The sequence below is a fragment of the Pseudoalteromonas sp. NZS100_1 genome (assembly GCF_015864285.1).
Lineage (GTDB): Bacteria > Pseudomonadota > Gammaproteobacteria > Enterobacterales > Alteromonadaceae > Pseudoalteromonas > Pseudoalteromonas arctica.
Genome location: NZ_JADYXN010000022.1, coordinates 62,154 through 78,237 on the forward strand (window position 1 = coordinate 62,154; position 16,084 = coordinate 78,237).

The window sequence follows — 16,084 nt, forward strand, 5'->3', positions numbered from 1 at the left end:
GTTATTGGAGTTCCTGATTATTTATATTTTTTGCAAGCTTGTTTAAATGTTGATTATTCGGCAATAATATTAAGCCAATGTTGACTATTTTTTTTCTATCGAATAAGAGCATTTGAGTCAGATAAATTATAAAAAAGATGGTGGCAGAGATAGTAATATCTACCAATATAAATTTTAATGGGGGCATAAACTGAGTTATTAGTGAGGTTATAATTGCCGTAACAATGCAGCAAATTAAGGGTACTATAAAACTAACTATATACTTTTTGACATCAAGTGATAATATCTGACATGACTTCCACATCGATAATGAACAGTACAAACACTTACCAAGTATAAGCATAATAAGTACCGCATTTAATCCCAAAAATGCGCTTGCCGCTGTAAGGGGGACAATAATCAACGAGATTTGAACCTGCAGTTGAAACCACCACTTAGCGTGATTACTTAGTACAATAACATTCTTTTGTGGTATGCCTAAAATAATGAAAGCAAAGATGATGCAAAAAGCTTGAAAAACCACCGATGCATTTAGCCATTTTTCGGTAAATAGTAGTAAAAATATTTTTTCGCTATTAATAAAACAAAAGGTAAATAGAGGAAATAAAATCAGCACCGAAAAGTAAACAGAGTTCATAAAAGCCTTACGAAACTCTATCATTTCTTCTTGTTTTTTAGCCAAAAGAGGAAAACTAATTTCGCTTACAGTACCAATAAAGATATCACTAATAATATTAGAAAACCGTTTAGCGACATTATAAAAACCAAGTTCTCGCTTACCTAGCACGGCACCAATTATCACTGATTCATAGTGATCTAATATTGAAGTAACCCCATTCGTAAGCGTGGAATAAGCAGCAAAGCTATTGAGCTTTACTATGCTTGCAAATGAGAACTGAAAAGTAACCAGCTTTCTTGTGGGTATGTATACAGCAAAAAAGTTAGCAATAGACAAAATTGCTTGTGCCCAAATTAAAGCCCAAACGCCAAAATCTAGTAACAGCAGCCCAATAATAATAGCTGCAGATATCACCGCTGAGAAAATTGTGCGCAGCGCAATTAGGGAATATAACTGCTGCTTTAATAAAACTATATTTAATGTATAGAATAATCCATCAAAAATTAATTTCAAACAAAATATAGTAATAGCCAAATTAAAGGTTCGGGTTTGAAATTCAAAGAATGAAAAAAAAGAAAAGCCAATAATAATAGCTGATATAAGCAAAGAAACAGCCAAATTAAGCCAAAAAATACTGCTGATTATAAGTTTATCTTCAATTTGGTATTTGATAATAGAATCACGCCAACCCGATGGCATAAAGCTACTGGCGATAAAAATAATTGCTAATGCCATAGCTACTAAACCAAAGTCTTCAGGTGCAAGTATGCGCGCCGTATAGGCAAAAACACTAAAATTTATTATAGGGGGGAAAAATTTACTAAGAAAGAGCCACAAAACCCCTTTAACTGAACCTTTTATCACTTTCCGCTGCTTCTTTTTAAAATACGAATAGCAAATTGCTCTTTTAAATTTTTTAAAATAAATTTAAATGCAGAATAAGAGTTAAAAAATGACTTTATTACCATCTTACAGTTTCTACTTTTTACTGAGGAGTAAAAATCAATCCACTGGATTTTTATATTGATACTATCAGCATGCTGTATCATTAACTTTTTTTCTTGAGGATCTAAACGCATGTTTTTTATTATTTCATAATTACAGTCACGTAACTGAATCAAATCTTGTTTACTATGGGAGCCAGACAGCGACCCTTCACGTACAACAGCAACATACCCTGAAGCCTCAATTAATTTTAATTTAGCGCCTAGTGCAAGACACCTGCAGTATAGTTCATAATCCTCACCTAACCGCATAGCTTCCTGATAAGTCAGCCGATGTTTTAATAAAAAATCTAGTTTAATTATAGGTTTGAGGAAACCAAGTTCTTTTCTATATTGACCTTCTTTTGTAATATTTGATTCAATAAACTCTGCTAATGAAATAGTTACGGGAAAGTGCTGTTTCGCCCCTAACATTTCAGTTTTTTCCGTAGTTTTATCATGTTCATATACACGGTATTGATCATCTGCAATTAGCTCATAGCCATCACTGTAAGAAAGTAATTTTTTAAAACGGCCACTTTCTATATAGTCGTCAGAATCTAAAATCGTAACCCAATCGCAAGTCACTTTGTTTAGCGCTATATTTCTTGCTTTTGAAGGCCCACTATTAGTAGATGTTGAGTACACAGAAACCTTATCACTCTGGTTTTTATAAAATTTAGCGATTTCAAACGTATTATCACTTGAGCAATCATCAACAATTATTATTTGTTTAACATTATCTTCGTTAATGACGGACTCAATTGCCCTGCCTATTGTATTCTCAGAATTATAAGCAGCAATAATCACTGCAATGGAATTATTATTTAACAAAGTACTTCCTTATTAATTAAAACAGAGCTAAGTTTTAGATCGCATTGTTAACGTGTAGAGTCTGCTTTTTTCCATGTTATCGTTTTCTTACCTGAAATTGACTGCAATATACCTATTCCAGCTGCCACATTAGCCATAGTAAAATACTCAGCTATTGCTGCTACTTTTGAAATTACCGGAATATTGGGGAGTTTATTTAGCCAAGATAAGGCTGCCATAATATAGAAAAGAACGTGTAATATTAAAACACTTGTGAATATATAACCCTCCTCACTGATAGCTATAAATAGATTAGAAACTAAAGCAGATACCATAAAAAACAGGCTATACCAACGTAGTACTTTATGTGAATACAACTTCCATAAATCAAATAGAGAAAGTGTTTTAAAACATTCAGCTCTTAAATGTTTATAGCTGTTGTAAGAACGATTACTAATTCTAACTTTTCGCGGAAATTCTTCTGCGGTCGACTCTGCTCCTTTTTCATAAGCTGTGATAGTGTCATCAAATTTCAACTTATAACCTTGATTTATAACACCCATAGAAGAGCAAAAATCATCAAGCACATGCACAGGTAACTCTCTTAACAATCTTCTTTTTATAGAAAAAATTGATCCATCGGCCCCCATCATTGAGCCTGAAAGAGATTCTGATTTCTTTATCATTTCTTCATATTTCCAATACAACCCATTACTTTGAGCAGCACCTTCAACATCGTCATTTGTATAAATTAATTGACCAGCTACACCTCCAATATTTTTGTCTGCATAGCATTTTGATATTTGTAAAAGAGCATCGCTTTTTAAATAAACATTCGCGTCTGAAAAAACTAAAATATCGCAATCAATATTAACTAAAGCTTTGTTAATTGCATTAGTTTTCCCCAAACCATCGTTTACTTCAAATAGCTCGACTCTTCCTGGGTACTGATCTACGTAGGTATTAGTTATCTCGACTGTATTATCGGAAGAGGTGTCTGATATCACAAGTATTTTGTAATTATTGTGCTCATAATCCAAAGCTAGATGATTCTCAATTTTTCTACTGATAACAGCCTCTTCATTGTGTGCAGGTACAACAATGACAATAGTTTTATCTGTATTGGAAACATCTTGTTTCACACTATCTTTTTTAAGCGCACCACAAATATATATAATTAAAGGGAACAAAAAATATATATAAATTAAAATAAATATTGAAATAGAAAAAATTGTAACCACTGCTCACCATCCATTGTTATGCCTTATTCAAGGACTTAAAAAATAACTCTTTATCAACTTTGTCTATTGATAAACCCTGACATAATCTATTAAAAACTTTTGTGGAAAAATTGCATCGTCAACACCATACTTCCCTCCCCAAGAGCCACCTATCGCCAAGTTTATTATTAAATACATAGGCTTATTAAAAGGCCAATAAGCTTCAGAATCCCCCTCTTTTTTGTAACTAAGTAGCAATTCATTATCAACGAAAAAATCAATCTTGTTTGGATGTTTTTCTACCGCATACGTATAAAATGATTTGTCTAAATCATTTAGTTCAAATTGCCGATTAACAGCTTTTTTATTTTGATGGTTTCTCATTTTTGTATGCAAAGCTACATGTACTTTATTTTGTTGGTAACCAACATATTCCATAATGTCTATCTCACCTTTAGCAGGCCAGCCTTTATGTTCTTTATCTAAACCTAGTAACCAAATAGCAGGCCAAACACCTTTACCTTGAGGTACTTTAGCTCTTACTTCTACCCGGCCATATACCCATGAGTTCAAGTTGCGAGTTGTTAAACTTGCTGAAGTGTATAGCTGTGGTTTAGTTGCAAACAGCTCTTGCAAAAAACCAAGCTTTTTAGACGTAGTTTTTTTAGCCTCAATTACGAGCACTCCATTCTCAACTCTCGAGTTTTCACTGTTTTTCACAACATATAACTGTTTTTCACCATTTCGAACGTATCCTTCTTCATAGCTCCATTTTCTATCGTCAGGGAGTCCAGCGTAGTTAAATTCATCACTCCACACCAACTTCGTATACTCTTGAGCATATAAGCATGATGGTAAAAATAAAATAACTAATGCTTTTGGTTTCATGCATAACTCCTAACCTTACCACCTGAAAAGATCCCATAAAAAAAGCCTATTCCATGCGACAAATCACATAAGCTATCTAAGTGTGTACGCTTAGGACTAATCAAGAATGGTAAAAATGATAGTAAGCCCTTAACTATATATGCAACACCTTTAAAAGCGCATGTACTCAACACCTTGAAAAAAGACTTATTGCAGCTTTCAATTTTAAAACCTGTCGCTCCCATCCTAAAACAACGCCTTAATGCCCACTTAGTAGTTAAACGTTCATATACTATATGCTCTTGAACTATCGCACTTTGCACCCAAATAATTTTGCCACCGGATGCTGTAAGCCTTAAAAAAAGCTCTTTATCTTCACCACCATGGATAAGTAACTCATTAAATTTAAGATTGGATTTTTTCATTGTGTTGACGTCAATTAAAATATTATTAGTCGCCGCCCATTTAACAACTACCCCTTCGTTTACTTTACGCTCATGATATAAACTTGCTAAATAGAAATATTTAGCTGTATTAGCTGGAAAGATAGCTTTTTGAGGTCCTGCGACGACGTCAAAACCATTCACTTTAGAGCAAAGTGATTGAAGCCAGTTTTGTTGCGCAAAAGCATCGTCATCAATAAAAGCTAGATAATCGTAGTTTTTTTTTGTAGCAAACGTTAAAGCGTTATTCCGTGCATATGGGATCCCTTTTTTTGTTTCGAGAGCATGAATGATTTTTACATCACTTTCATTTGAAAGCTTACTTAAACTACCACCAACCAACTGACTATGTTCAACATTATTTTCAACAACCAATATACTCAATTCGATATTACTATCGAGCTTTTGCTCAATAATACTCAATAAGCATTGCTCAAAGGTCGAGCTTCTACTTCCTGTTGTTAACACTGCAACTAGTACTTTCAAAGAAATCTCCATATTAATTTAATAATCTTTTTCTTATTGGTAACCACAACAAACTGCACGTTCTTGGGTTCGCTGCTATAATACAAAGTGACTTTAAAACTTTTTTATTTTTAATTGACTCAACAAGTAAAATATAGCTTTTAGTTTTAGATAAGTTTCTACTTCTGAGCTTAAAAGCTTTGTATTCCACAAATTGAAGGGGATACATATCTGCAAACTTTTTATCTCCCCATTGAAACTTAGCAATATGCTCTTGACTAAGCTTGCCTGAAATAGAGTCCCCCCTGATGTTATATACATAACCACAAACTTCGACCACCTTAGCTTTCGCTTTCGCTGCTAAACATGATGCTAAGAAATAGTAGTCTTCCCCAATGCGAACCTCAGGCCAATACTGCACATTATTAGTTATTAAAAACGACTTTAAAAAAATAGGTTTCACATAACCGGTCGTCTTTTTACCCATAAAATCTGAATTTCCAGCAATAAACTCCGCAAGCGATAAATTACCCGTTTTGAGTTCGTTATTAGTATAAAATGGCTTAAGTTGGTTAGGTTCCCCTAGACACATGTAAAAATCATCGATTAAAATATCTGCTGTTCCATCATCTGAATTAATCATCGTATTTAATCTGTTAGGTAAAAAGTAATCATCTGAATCTAAAACAGCTATCCACTTCCCTTTTGCAGCTGAAAACCCAATATTTCGAGCAGCTCCTGGACCACCATTTTCACTAGAACGAATTAACCTGACACGTTCATCGTTATAACTTTCAACTACTCTACAAGTATTATCATTTGAAAAGTCATCTACCACTATTACCTCAAGGCTTATATCTTGCTGCAAAGCCGAGTCTATCGCCTTACTGATAAATTTTTCAGAGTTCCATGCCGCGATAACAACTGAAACTTCTAATTCAACTTTCATTTGATTCCTTGTTGATATAATCGACTGAATTCTCGATCATTTTAAAGTCCTTAGTACTGAATTATCTCGTTTTTACCTAAAAGCTTTGCAAGTACTCCAAAATGAAGAGTTCCTCTTAGTAACCATTTATATTTTTTATCACTACCCAACATTGATAAAAGGCACATAAATAAGCAGAACGTAAATTTACAAATTGCTAAAGCACTATATTTTATTTTGTTTTTAAAACTAAACTTATGTTTGAGTAATCGGGCACCACATGTTTGTCCAAATCTAAATTTTCGCTTTAATAACCACATTAAATTTGCCCTTTCTAACGCGACAGGTTCTGTTACTAATGCATCAGGCGCAAAAGTAATATTGCCCCCATTAGAATAAACAGATGAAAAATAACTACTATCCTCCCCCCCCGATTTACCTAAAGAATAGTCAAAACGTAGATCAGCACAGGCAGGGTGCTTTAAATGAATTAGAGCGTTTGCCGTTGATGTAGTTTGTATTACACCTTTTACATAAACTGGATATTGGGAATGAAAATCACATTTTTTCATCCATGTTGGTGCATTTTCTTGATAAATAGCTTTAACTGGTCCGCAAACAACAGCAGCTTTTTCTAATTGTGCTTTTCTGTATAAGTTTGAAAGCCAGTAGACTGAAGCAATCTCATCATCATCAATAGATGCCATCCAATCGCAATCAACATTATCTAAACATGCATTCCTTGCAATTGAAATATTTTGAGAAGGTGCATGCACATACTTTAGATTCAAGCCAAACTCTTCAGCCCAAGCTTCAATTGTATCTTTTGCTTTATTTGTTTTATCGTTATCAGCGACTAATACCTTTAGCGTTATATCCTCTGATAAAGACTGTTTTGTTAAAGACTCTAGCGTATCCCTGAGGCTGCTTCGCTGGTATGTACATATCGCAACACAAATTTCCATGTATTAACCTTATCTAATTAAACTTTCCATTTGTAGCAGATGACCATTTGCTTAATGCAAGCTCAACTCCGCCATCAAATTTTTTACCTTTTGATACTAACCAGCCTGGGTAAACATCTGTAGATTTCACTAATTTCATTACTCTATCTGGATGGATCCCAATATTGAACGCATTAAACAAACGCAAAGTTTTTGCTACTCCAAGAACAATAGCTTTTGGTAACATGACTGTTTTCACATTATCAAAATGATTAGACTGAAAAGTTATTATTATATCTTCTAGAGTGTAGCCATGATGGTAAGCACCATTAAACGTAACTAGTGTTTGGTTTTGTTCTTCAGCAAAATTAATAGCCTCCAGCAAATCATCTACGTATATACACGCTTTAATTGTGTTCTTTCTTCCTGGATAAATAAAGATGCCTTTGCTAAGTAATGTTGCCAACCTAGTAAAATTACCACCTTCGCCAGGACCGAATACAACTGCAGGTCTCACTATTACTAAATGTTTATTTATTGAATCTTTGTTGAGCCATTCTTTATGGATTTTCTCTGCAATCATCTTAGAATAGCCGTAAGATGACTCTGGTTGTAATACGGTTTCTTCAGTTTTTTGCTCTTCGCTGGGCCCATAGACTGAAATCGAACTAGTAAAAACTATATGCTCAATACCTGCTCTTTCTGCGTATTTACAAACTTCTATTGCACCACAAATATTTGTTTCATAGTACTCATGGTGTTCATGCCCAGGTGTAGTGTGGATAGCCGCAAAATTGTAAATTTTTTCGATCCCATCAAATAAATCTAAAGAAGATAAGTCACGTACGTCAGCTAAAATGTATTTAACACCTTCTCTTTTTATTTTTGGTTTTTTTATATCTATCGAAATAACTTTTTTGCAGCCTTGCATTTTAAGTTTGTCAATCAGGTGTGACCCAATAAAACCAGACCCGCCAAATATCACAACACCATTATGTATTTCATTAGTCATTACTTTCATCTCCCTTTAAATAAACCCAAGCCATACACATAAATAGATGGATGATTGTAAATTGTTCAAACCATACAGCCTCTAAAAAAGCCTGAAAAAATAAATAGCTCAACATTAAAATTGAAAAAAAGTGAGAGCTTCCAATAGTTATTTTTTTTAAGCTAAAAATCCTTCTAATGAACACCATTATTAAATAAATATATGAAAAAAGCCCAATCAAGCCTAACTCCACAGCTATATCTATATACATATTGTGAAAATTAAAACCAGCCCCTGATGGCACATGATGGATCGCCCAAATATCTTCAGCTACATTATTACCTACATAAAACAAACTTTGGAAGCCGACACCAAACAATGGCTTATCTGCTATTAAGTTGATTCCTCTTTCCCATAAGTATGTGCGGCCCGTTAGAGTTGGATCTTTACCAATGCTAAACATAAACTCATTAAAGCTGTGATTAGCAAGCGAATAAACCAAAAAGAACAAAGCAAATAGGCATATAAATGATATCAGGTAATTAAATTTACTACGTGTAAATTTATCTAGAGACATATTTTGGTAAATAACAATCGACAAACTAATTAAAATACTTCCTACAATAAACACTATCGCCCCGAGGGATTTTGCTTTAATAAGTACTAAAGCTGAGATAGCTAATAATATAAAACCTAATACACGGCTAGCAGTATCTATTTTTTTATTTAGCAATAGAGTAATCGCTACAACAATACACATTGAAGTATTGGTAGCAAGATAGTTTTTACTGCCAAAAATTCCTATTAAACTTATTTCACCGGTCATCCCGTTAAGGGCAGTTCTAGATGAAAATAAACTCATAGCCATTGCGAGCAACATTATAATAGCTGCTGCTCTAAGGAATAAGTTCATATTTAGACGGCTAGCTATGACAACAGCAAAAATTGTTGTTAGCAATAGTTGAATACTACCTCTTATTACAGTAATTGGGATATCGGACCAAACCGCAGATAAAAAACATAAAGCAGGTACTACAAACAACTCCCAATTTTTTCTACAAACTCTATTTGTGTAAATAAGATTAGAAGCTGCATAAGCTGTACCAGCAATCAAGAAGGTTAATGCTGCAAGTGCGCCAAACATCGTATTAAACAATAGCGAACCAATCGCTAACGAAGCCCATATTGAAGCATATAAATGATCTTTTTTTATTAACATTATCACCTAGCTTGATTAATTATCTATTAAGTGAACTCCTACAGGTACAGACTCAAAATAACGCTTTAACCTGCCTCGTAAACTCTTCACCCATATGGCTTGATTGCATTGCATATTCTACATTGGCCAACATGTAACCTAATTTAGAACCACAATCATGAGATTTACCTTTTAGATGGTAGGCTTCAAGCGTTTCTAGGTGGCGCAATTGGAGTAAGGCATCAGTAAGTTGTATTTCACCGCCAGCTCCAGGAGGGGTGTATTCTAGTAAATCCCAAATTGCTGTAGATACAACATAACGCCCTGTAATAGCTAAATTACTCGGTGCTTCATCGTTATTTGGTTTTTCGACCATGTTTTTAATTGCAGCATTTTCGCCGGCATTTATTTTTTTACCGGCTATATCAACTACACCATATTGATGCACTTGCTCTTGCGGTACGGGCTCTACCATTACTTGGTTGTAGCCCGTTTTGTCGAATCGGTCGATCATTTGACTTAAATTGTCAGTTTTTGAATTTGATTTATATTTATCAATAATTACGTCAGGTAACATTACTGCAAATGGGTTATTACCGACAATTGGGCGCGCTGCTAAAACAGCATGGCCTAAACCTAGTGGTGCTGATTGACGAACAGAAATTACCGTTACATCTTTTGGTACTATTGAGCGAACCTCTTCTAGTAAACTACGCTTTACGCGCGCCTCTAGTGTGGCTTCTAGCTCAAAGCTTGTATCAAAATGGTTTTCAATTGAGTTTTTTGAAGCGTGTGTGACAAGCACAATTTCTTTAATACCAGCTGCTACGGCTTCGTTAACTACGTATTGAATTAAAGGTTTATCTACCAGAGGAAGCATTTCTTTAGGGATGGCTTTTGTGGCTGGTAACATACGCGTACCAAGGCCAGCTACAGGCAATACTGCTTTTAAAACTTTCACTTTAATTCCTTTCATTATTTTTGTTAAACCACAAAAAAAGGAACTGCTAAGCTAAAATCCCTTTTCAAGCGCTTCACATGCCGTGTGAGATTGCTATTATACACAACACAATAATGCACTCAATAATTAAAGAGTACTTTTTGATTGTTTTTTTGTTAATACCATGTTGCACCATACTGGGTTGCATCGCACTATTTTAGTGCTCTCATACTTTTTAGTGATCTACCTTTCCAAAGCTACCAATACTATACTAGGCTTGTTTGGTTATTATGGAACACAGACTTGAAGGAACATTTGTGCGTTTAGGGTTTTACATTTTATTATTAGTGTCTTTTTTTGTATGCGCACAAGATATGCTTTTGTATTTACGCAATAGCGATATAATTGCGCGCGCTCAAAAACAATATGGTAATGAAGGGCATAAACGCATTAAAAACTGGCTCAGTTTTATAGATGAATCGGCTGACAAAAGTGAATGGCAAAAAATCCATTTGGTGAATGACTTTTTTAATAAGCACATTAAATACAAAACCGATGATGAGCTTTGGCACCAAAAAGATTATTGGGCCACCCCGCTTGAAAGCTTAGGCGTGGGTATGGGTGATTGTGAAGACTACGTAATTGCCAAATACTTTACATTAATAGCACTTGGCGTACCCGAAGATAAAGTACGTTTAATGTATGTACGTCAAAAAACAGTTAATCAACCTCATATGGTGCTGATATATATTGAAACTCCTAATCAAATCCCCTTTGTTTTAGGTAACTTTAATACTAAACTACTGCCCGCTAATAAACGCCCTGATTTAACACCTATATATAGTTTTAATGGCCAAGGTTTATGGTTAGCCAAATCAAAAGGGTTAGGCAATAAAGTAAAAAATAGCCGTGGTGTTTCTGCCTGGAACACCATGCTAGAGCGAATTGAACAAGGTGAGCTTGCGCCCGCCAAAAGTGATAAAGGAACACCGAGTTATGTCTCGACTTTTTAAAAATGGATTGAGTTTAAAAACCCAAGTATATGGCCTTATTATATTGATTTCGGTACTTTCGTTTTTTGTACGCGTAATTACTGACGTTGATACCACTCGCCAATACTTACAAACGCAAATGGGTAGCCACGCGCAAGATACAGCAACAAGCTTAGGGCTTTCTATTTCACCCTACCTTGAAGAAGATAGCTTAATGATTGCCCAAACCATGGCAACCGCTATTTTCGACTCGGGTTATTACAAACAAATAAAATTTACTAACGCCGATAGTAACGTGGTATTTAACCTAACAAGCCCAAAACGCGTTGAGTCTGTACCTAATTGGTTTATTACAGCAGTAAAGCTCAACGCCCCTACTATGCAATCAGAATTAAACAATGGCTGGATCATGGCGGGAGTGCTTGAAGTAACAAGCCATGTTGGCCAATCGTATTTAACGCTATGGGAACATACTAAACGCAGCTTTTATGGTTCTTTATTATTATTACTAGCGTCGCTTGCTGTAGCATATTTAATATTACGTGCTGTATTTAAACCTTTAAAAGCAGTAGAAAACCAAGCACATTTGGTTACGCGTAAACGCTTTACATTAAACGACGAAATACCTGTTGCGCGCGAGCTACGTACTGTGACTAAAGCCATTAATAATATGGTAATGAACCTACAAAGCACCTTCGACTCCTTAACAAAGCAAACACAAGCACTTACCGATGAAGTATATGTAGACTCACTCACTGGGCTGGGTAACCGCCGTTCGTTTGAGAACCACTTTAACTCAGTGGTTGACACCATTACTAGCGACACTCCAATCACTGCAATGATGGTTACTCTCCCCTCACTTGCTAATATTAACCAAACTGTAAGTTACCAAGATGGTGACGAGCACGTACATGATGTAAGCGTTACTTTGCAAAATGTGTTTGGTGCTTTAACTAATTCTAAAATATTTAGACTTAACGGCAGTACTTTTATTGCTTTAGTCCCATTCGATATGCAATTTTTAAGTAGAACACGCCTCGATATAAATGATGCCTTTAGTAAAAAGAAAAACAGCTTACACGTAAATGGTTTTGCTAACTTAGCGTTAGTAAGTGTTGATAATGGCTCATCTATTGGGAGTGTGCTTTCGGCGCTTGATACTGGCTGTACTATTGGCGATTCGGCTGTAAATAAAGTAGATAAAGATACTTTGTTTAGTGTTAAAGAGTGGCGTTCGCTTATTCAATCAATTATTGCTACTGGTGAAGTTAGCTTTTCGGTGCAGCCAGTCAAGCGCACTAACTCACAAAACAAGCAGTGCTACTTTGAGGTGTTTGCTCATTTTACGCATGAAGGCGGAAAGGTTAATAATGGCCATTTATTTGCTATGGCCGAAAAGCTTAACTTAACCGAAGAGTTAGACAAAAAAATAATTCGTAACTTTGTAAACGTTAAAGAGCAACACCCAGACGATACATTTGCGTTAAATATTAGTAAAGCTTCGTTGTATTCAACTGACTTTATTGAATGGCTTACTCTTTATGCTCACACTAAACCAATTATTAAAACAAACTTGGTTTTTGAATTGCATGAAATTAGCTTGCTTTACAACGTACATGTTGCCTCTTTACATATAGATACAATAAAAGATATTGGCATAAGTGTGTGTGTTGAACACTTTGGCACTAGTTTAACCTCGTTTAGATACTTACAAGGGTTAGATATTGAATATATAAAAATAGATGGTAGCTATATTCAAGATTTATTAGATAACACCCAAAGCCAATTTTTTATTCAAACAGTTAATAATATTTGTCATGGCTTTGGTATTAAAGTTTTAGCTTGTTTAATTGAAAAACCTGAAACTTTAAAGGTACTTGAAGGTTTAGGTTGCGATGGCGTACAGGGCAATTTAATAATGCCGCCAACCAAGATAATAAAAACTAATGATAATGGCGAAAATAAAGAGTTTACTTTTTGCACCGATGCGCTAAAATTTTGTAATTAATACTCTACCAAGGGACAAGAGATGAAATCATTTATATTGGCCAGCTTAATCGCTGGTGCATCTGCACTTACAGTTTTACCAAGTTATGCACAAACGGATACTGATGCAGTCGTACAAACTGAAGGCATGACTAATTTAGTCAACGTTTTAAATAGCGTAACCGCTGAAACAGCTCCAGATCAGCTTAAAGCAGACTTAGTAGCGGCTATTAACGGCGTATGTACAAATTGTACTGCTGCCCAAGTTGATTCTATGATGACTGTAGTTGTAGACGCTATTGGTGCTGATAGCCCACTTATTGCTGATTTTTTAGCTGCACTTGTAGCCGCTGGCGTTGACAGCGATACCATTACACTTGCTGCTATTACCGCTGGCGTTGATGCCACTGTTGCCTCTGAAGCAACAGCAGCTGGCCCAGGTGGCGCTCCAACTCCTGTAGCCCCGGTAATTGTTACTTTACCAACAACTCCAGTACCACAAGGTGCCGGCGGCACAGGTGGCGATGAAGGTATATCTGAAGTCGGTAACTAACCGTTAATAAAATAATAAAAACGCAGCCTTTTGGCTGCGTTTTACTTTATATGGCTTATTTTTTTAGCCCTTCTTTTTAGGCTCTTAGTTTAGAGAATCCTGTGAATCGTTTTATATTTTTTTTACTCTGCGCAATTTTATTTTTGCTGCCCTTACCATTAGGTAGTTACCGCCCTTGGGCAATTTTAGCAATGGGGATATTAATTAGTGCTACCTTTTTCACCCATTTAGTTTACAGCAGTATTAATAACGAGCACCCTTTATACCCTCCTTTATATTCTTGGCCTTTATTTACTGTACTCGGTATAGTTGCGGGCGTATGCGCAGTACAAATATTTACCGTAAGTGTTGACCCGTTTCAAACTAAACAAATGCTTATTAAAACAAGTTTTATGATTTTATTTTGTTGGCTTGTGCTTATTTATTGCAATAGTGAAAAGCGTATTAAAAATTTAATATACGCAATTATAAGTGCAGGCGTATTTCAGGCTTTATATGCGACTTATTTAAATTTATCGCCAGATATAATTAGCCCGTTATTTGGCTATAAACATACCGACCGTGCTATTGGCACGTTTACTTACTCTAACTTTTTGGCTAACTTTTTAGCTTTATGTTTATGTCTAGGTATTGGTGTTTTAGTTAGCGAATTAAAGCGATCTACTAGCGATTACAAACAAACATTAAAGCAAACGCTTCGTGCGTGGGCTGAAATACTTTTAAGCTCAAAAATAATTTTACGTATTTCGTTAATTATTATTATTGTTGCGTTAATTTTAACGCGTAGCCGTATGGGTAACTCGGCATTTTTTATTGCATTAATGGTTGTTAGCTTACTCGCGTTTTTTATTTACAGGCAAAAACCTAAAGCGTTTAAACTACTTATAGTTAGTTTTTTTATAATCGATTTAATTATTATTGGCGCTATATTTGATGTAGAAAAAGTTAAACAGCGTATTAGCGAAACCAGTATTTCATCAGAAACCCGTGACGAAGTTGTACGCGATTCTATACCGCTTATTTTGGATAAGCCTTTGTTGGGCTCTGGTGGTGGTACATTTTATACTGCGTTTCCGGCGTATCAGTCTGAGCCTTATTCTGGTTACTACGATAATGCCCATAACGATTACGTACAGTTTGCAGTAGAGCTGGGTATACCTACTACAGCCGCACTGGGCTCACTTATACTTTATTGTTTATGGTTATGTATAGCGACTATGCGAAAACGTAAAACAGCGCTGTTTCAGGGTGTTGCTTTTGGCTGTGCCATTGCAATTATAGATATGCTGCTGCATTCATTGGTAGATTACTCTTTGCAAGCTGGAGCAAATTCAATGTTGTTTATGACTATTTTATGCTTGGCAATATTAAGTAGTAAATTACCCGCGTCTAAACGAAGCCGAAAAGGGTAAAGCTAAATACAAAGCCTAGCGTAATTAATTACGCTAGGTAGAGTTATTAGAAGCTTCGCTTCTCGCGTGAGCAAGCTCTGCTTCTACCGCCAAGGTTCAATTTACGGTTAACTTGTTAGCGTAACAAGCAAAGCCTGTAATAAGTAATTTATGCACTAAGAGGTTATGAGACGCTGCTCTTTTAGAGAAGGGAATGGACACAAAATGCAGTTTTGCTGGTATTATGCCTTTTCATCTACCCCCTCTTTGTGCAAATAGACCTTTGATTGATTTTATTAGTAAATAGATTAAGCGTTGCTTTCGTAACAAGCGTACCCGTTATAAGTGATTTATTCACTAAGAGGCTAAGAGACGCTGCGCTTTTAGAGAAGAAATAAAACCGATAATATATCCTGATTGGCATTATGTCTTCTCATTTACTCCTCTTTCGCTTCTCTTTGTGCAAATAGGTTTTTAGCTGGTTTTTAAATAAATTAAGCGTTGCTTTCTTAACAACCTTACTCCGTAATTAGTAATTTATTCACAAAGAGGTTATGAGGCGCTGCGCTTTTCCCCCTGTGTCAGGATAGTTGTCGCCTCTAACTTTTAATAGAGGCAGATAAAATGAGACGTCGATTTACACAAGAATTTAAAGTTCAAGCTGTTGAAAAAGCATTATCTCAATGTGATGATGTTCGCCTAGAAGATATTGCGCTTGATTTAGGCATCGGTTATTCAACCTTGCAACGAT

Annotated in this window: 14 protein-coding genes; 4 read left to right on the top strand and 10 right to left on the bottom strand. The window is 35.4% G+C overall.

Going from position 1 to position 16,084, the window contains the following annotated elements:
* Nucleotide 1: 1 nt before the first annotated feature.
* The 10 genes from I6F66_RS14675 to galU all read right to left on the bottom strand — a co-directional run bounded on the left by I6F66_RS14675 (nucleotide 2) and on the right by galU (nucleotide 10,432).
* The gene (locus I6F66_RS14675) at nucleotides 2-1,483 is read right to left on the bottom strand and encodes an oligosaccharide flippase family protein (RefSeq protein WP_197209420.1); all 1,482 of its coding nucleotides are present in this window, start codon (nucleotides 1,481-1,483) and stop codon (nucleotides 2-4) included.
* Nucleotides 1,480-2,436: a glycosyltransferase family 2 protein gene (locus I6F66_RS14680; protein WP_197209421.1), complete on the bottom strand. Its 957-nt coding sequence runs from the start codon at nucleotides 2,434-2,436 to the stop codon at nucleotides 1,480-1,482. Before I6F66_RS14680 ends, I6F66_RS14675 begins: the two co-directional genes overlap by 4 nt.
* Nucleotides 2,437-2,483: 47 nt before the next feature.
* On the bottom strand, nucleotides 2,484-3,656 hold the full coding sequence (locus tag I6F66_RS14685) for a glycosyltransferase (protein ID WP_197209422.1): 1,173 nt from the start codon (nucleotides 3,654-3,656) through the stop codon (nucleotides 2,484-2,486).
* Between the two features lie 63 nt (nucleotides 3,657-3,719).
* Entirely contained in the window at nucleotides 3,720-4,523 is an 804-nt protein-coding gene (locus I6F66_RS14690) for a family 16 glycosylhydrolase (protein ID WP_197209423.1), read from the bottom strand.
* Nucleotides 4,520-5,431 carry a glycosyltransferase family 2 protein gene (locus tag I6F66_RS14695; RefSeq protein ID WP_197209424.1) on the bottom strand — a complete coding sequence of 304 codons (912 nt, stop codon included), beginning with the start codon at nucleotides 5,429-5,431 and terminating at the stop codon, nucleotides 4,520-4,522. The genes I6F66_RS14690 and I6F66_RS14695 overlap by 4 nt, the downstream gene beginning before the upstream one ends.
* Nucleotides 5,432-5,444: 13 nt before the next feature.
* Nucleotides 5,445-6,359 carry a glycosyltransferase family 2 protein gene (locus I6F66_RS14700; RefSeq protein WP_197209425.1) on the bottom strand — a complete coding sequence of 305 codons (915 nt, stop codon included), beginning with the start codon at nucleotides 6,357-6,359 and terminating at the stop codon, nucleotides 5,445-5,447.
* Between the two features lie 50 nt (nucleotides 6,360-6,409).
* Nucleotides 6,410-7,303, bottom strand: a complete 894-nt coding sequence (locus I6F66_RS14705) for a glycosyltransferase family 2 protein (RefSeq protein ID WP_197209426.1) — start codon at nucleotides 7,301-7,303, stop codon at nucleotides 6,410-6,412.
* A 13-nt stretch (nucleotides 7,304-7,316) separates the two neighbouring features.
* Nucleotides 7,317-8,294, bottom strand: coding sequence for an NAD(P)-dependent oxidoreductase (locus I6F66_RS14710; RefSeq protein ID WP_197209427.1), 978 nt, complete (start codon nucleotides 8,292-8,294; stop codon nucleotides 7,317-7,319).
* A complete protein-coding gene (locus I6F66_RS14715) occupies nucleotides 8,287-9,492 on the bottom strand; it encodes an O-antigen ligase (RefSeq protein WP_197175582.1) in 1,206 nt (401 codons plus the stop codon). Before I6F66_RS14715 ends, I6F66_RS14710 begins: the two co-directional genes overlap by 8 nt.
* Before the next feature lie 52 nt (nucleotides 9,493-9,544).
* On the bottom strand, nucleotides 9,545-10,432 hold the full coding sequence (gene galU / locus I6F66_RS14720; protein WP_197209428.1) for a UTP--glucose-1-phosphate uridylyltransferase GalU: 888 nt from the start codon (nucleotides 10,430-10,432) through the stop codon (nucleotides 9,545-9,547).
* 296 nt (nucleotides 10,433-10,728) lie between these two features.
* On the opposite strand from galU, the gene I6F66_RS14725 reads away from it, so the two are divergent.
* The 4 genes from I6F66_RS14725 (at nucleotide 10,729) to I6F66_RS14740 (ending at nucleotide 15,354) form a co-directional block, all read left to right on the top strand.
* Complete coding sequence (locus tag I6F66_RS14725; RefSeq protein ID WP_197175667.1) at nucleotides 10,729-11,424, top strand: transglutaminase-like cysteine peptidase; 696 nt, start codon at nucleotides 10,729-10,731, stop codon at nucleotides 11,422-11,424.
* Nucleotides 11,408-13,411: an EAL domain-containing protein gene (locus I6F66_RS14730; RefSeq protein WP_197209429.1), complete on the top strand. Its 2,004-nt coding sequence runs from the start codon at nucleotides 11,408-11,410 to the stop codon at nucleotides 13,409-13,411. The genes I6F66_RS14725 and I6F66_RS14730 overlap by 17 nt, the downstream gene beginning before the upstream one ends.
* A 21-nt stretch (nucleotides 13,412-13,432) precedes the next feature.
* On the top strand, nucleotides 13,433-13,942 hold the full coding sequence (locus tag I6F66_RS14735; protein WP_197175588.1) for a hypothetical protein: 510 nt from the start codon (nucleotides 13,433-13,435) through the stop codon (nucleotides 13,940-13,942).
* Between the two features lie 101 nt (nucleotides 13,943-14,043).
* Entirely contained in the window at nucleotides 14,044-15,354 is a 1,311-nt protein-coding gene (locus tag I6F66_RS14740) for an O-antigen ligase family protein (protein WP_197209430.1), read from the top strand.
* Nucleotides 15,355-16,084 lie beyond the last annotated feature (730 nt).

Bases quoted from the DNA above. Each gene is read 5' to 3' on its own strand.
- I6F66_RS14690 (WP_197209423.1), bottom strand. From the start codon at position 4,523: ATGAAACCAAAAGCATTAGTTATTTTATTTTTACCATCATGCTTATAT.
- I6F66_RS14700 (WP_197209425.1), bottom strand. From the start codon at position 6,359: ATGAAAGTTGAATTAGAAGTTTCAGTTGTTATCGCGGCATGGAACTCT.
- I6F66_RS14705 (WP_197209426.1), bottom strand. From the start codon at position 7,303: ATGGAAATTTGTGTTGCGATATGTACATACCAGCGAAGCAGCCTCAGG.
- I6F66_RS14710 (WP_197209427.1), bottom strand. From the start codon at position 8,294: ATGACTAATGAAATACATAATGGTGTTGTGATATTTGGCGGGTCTGGT.
- I6F66_RS14715 (WP_197175582.1), bottom strand. From the start codon at position 9,492: ATGTTAATAAAAAAAGATCATTTATATGCTTCAATATGGGCTTCGTTA.
- I6F66_RS14730 (WP_197209429.1), top strand. From the start codon at position 11,408: ATGTCTCGACTTTTTAAAAATGGATTGAGTTTAAAAACCCAAGTATAT.
- I6F66_RS14735 (WP_197175588.1), top strand. From the start codon at position 13,433: ATGAAATCATTTATATTGGCCAGCTTAATCGCTGGTGCATCTGCACTT.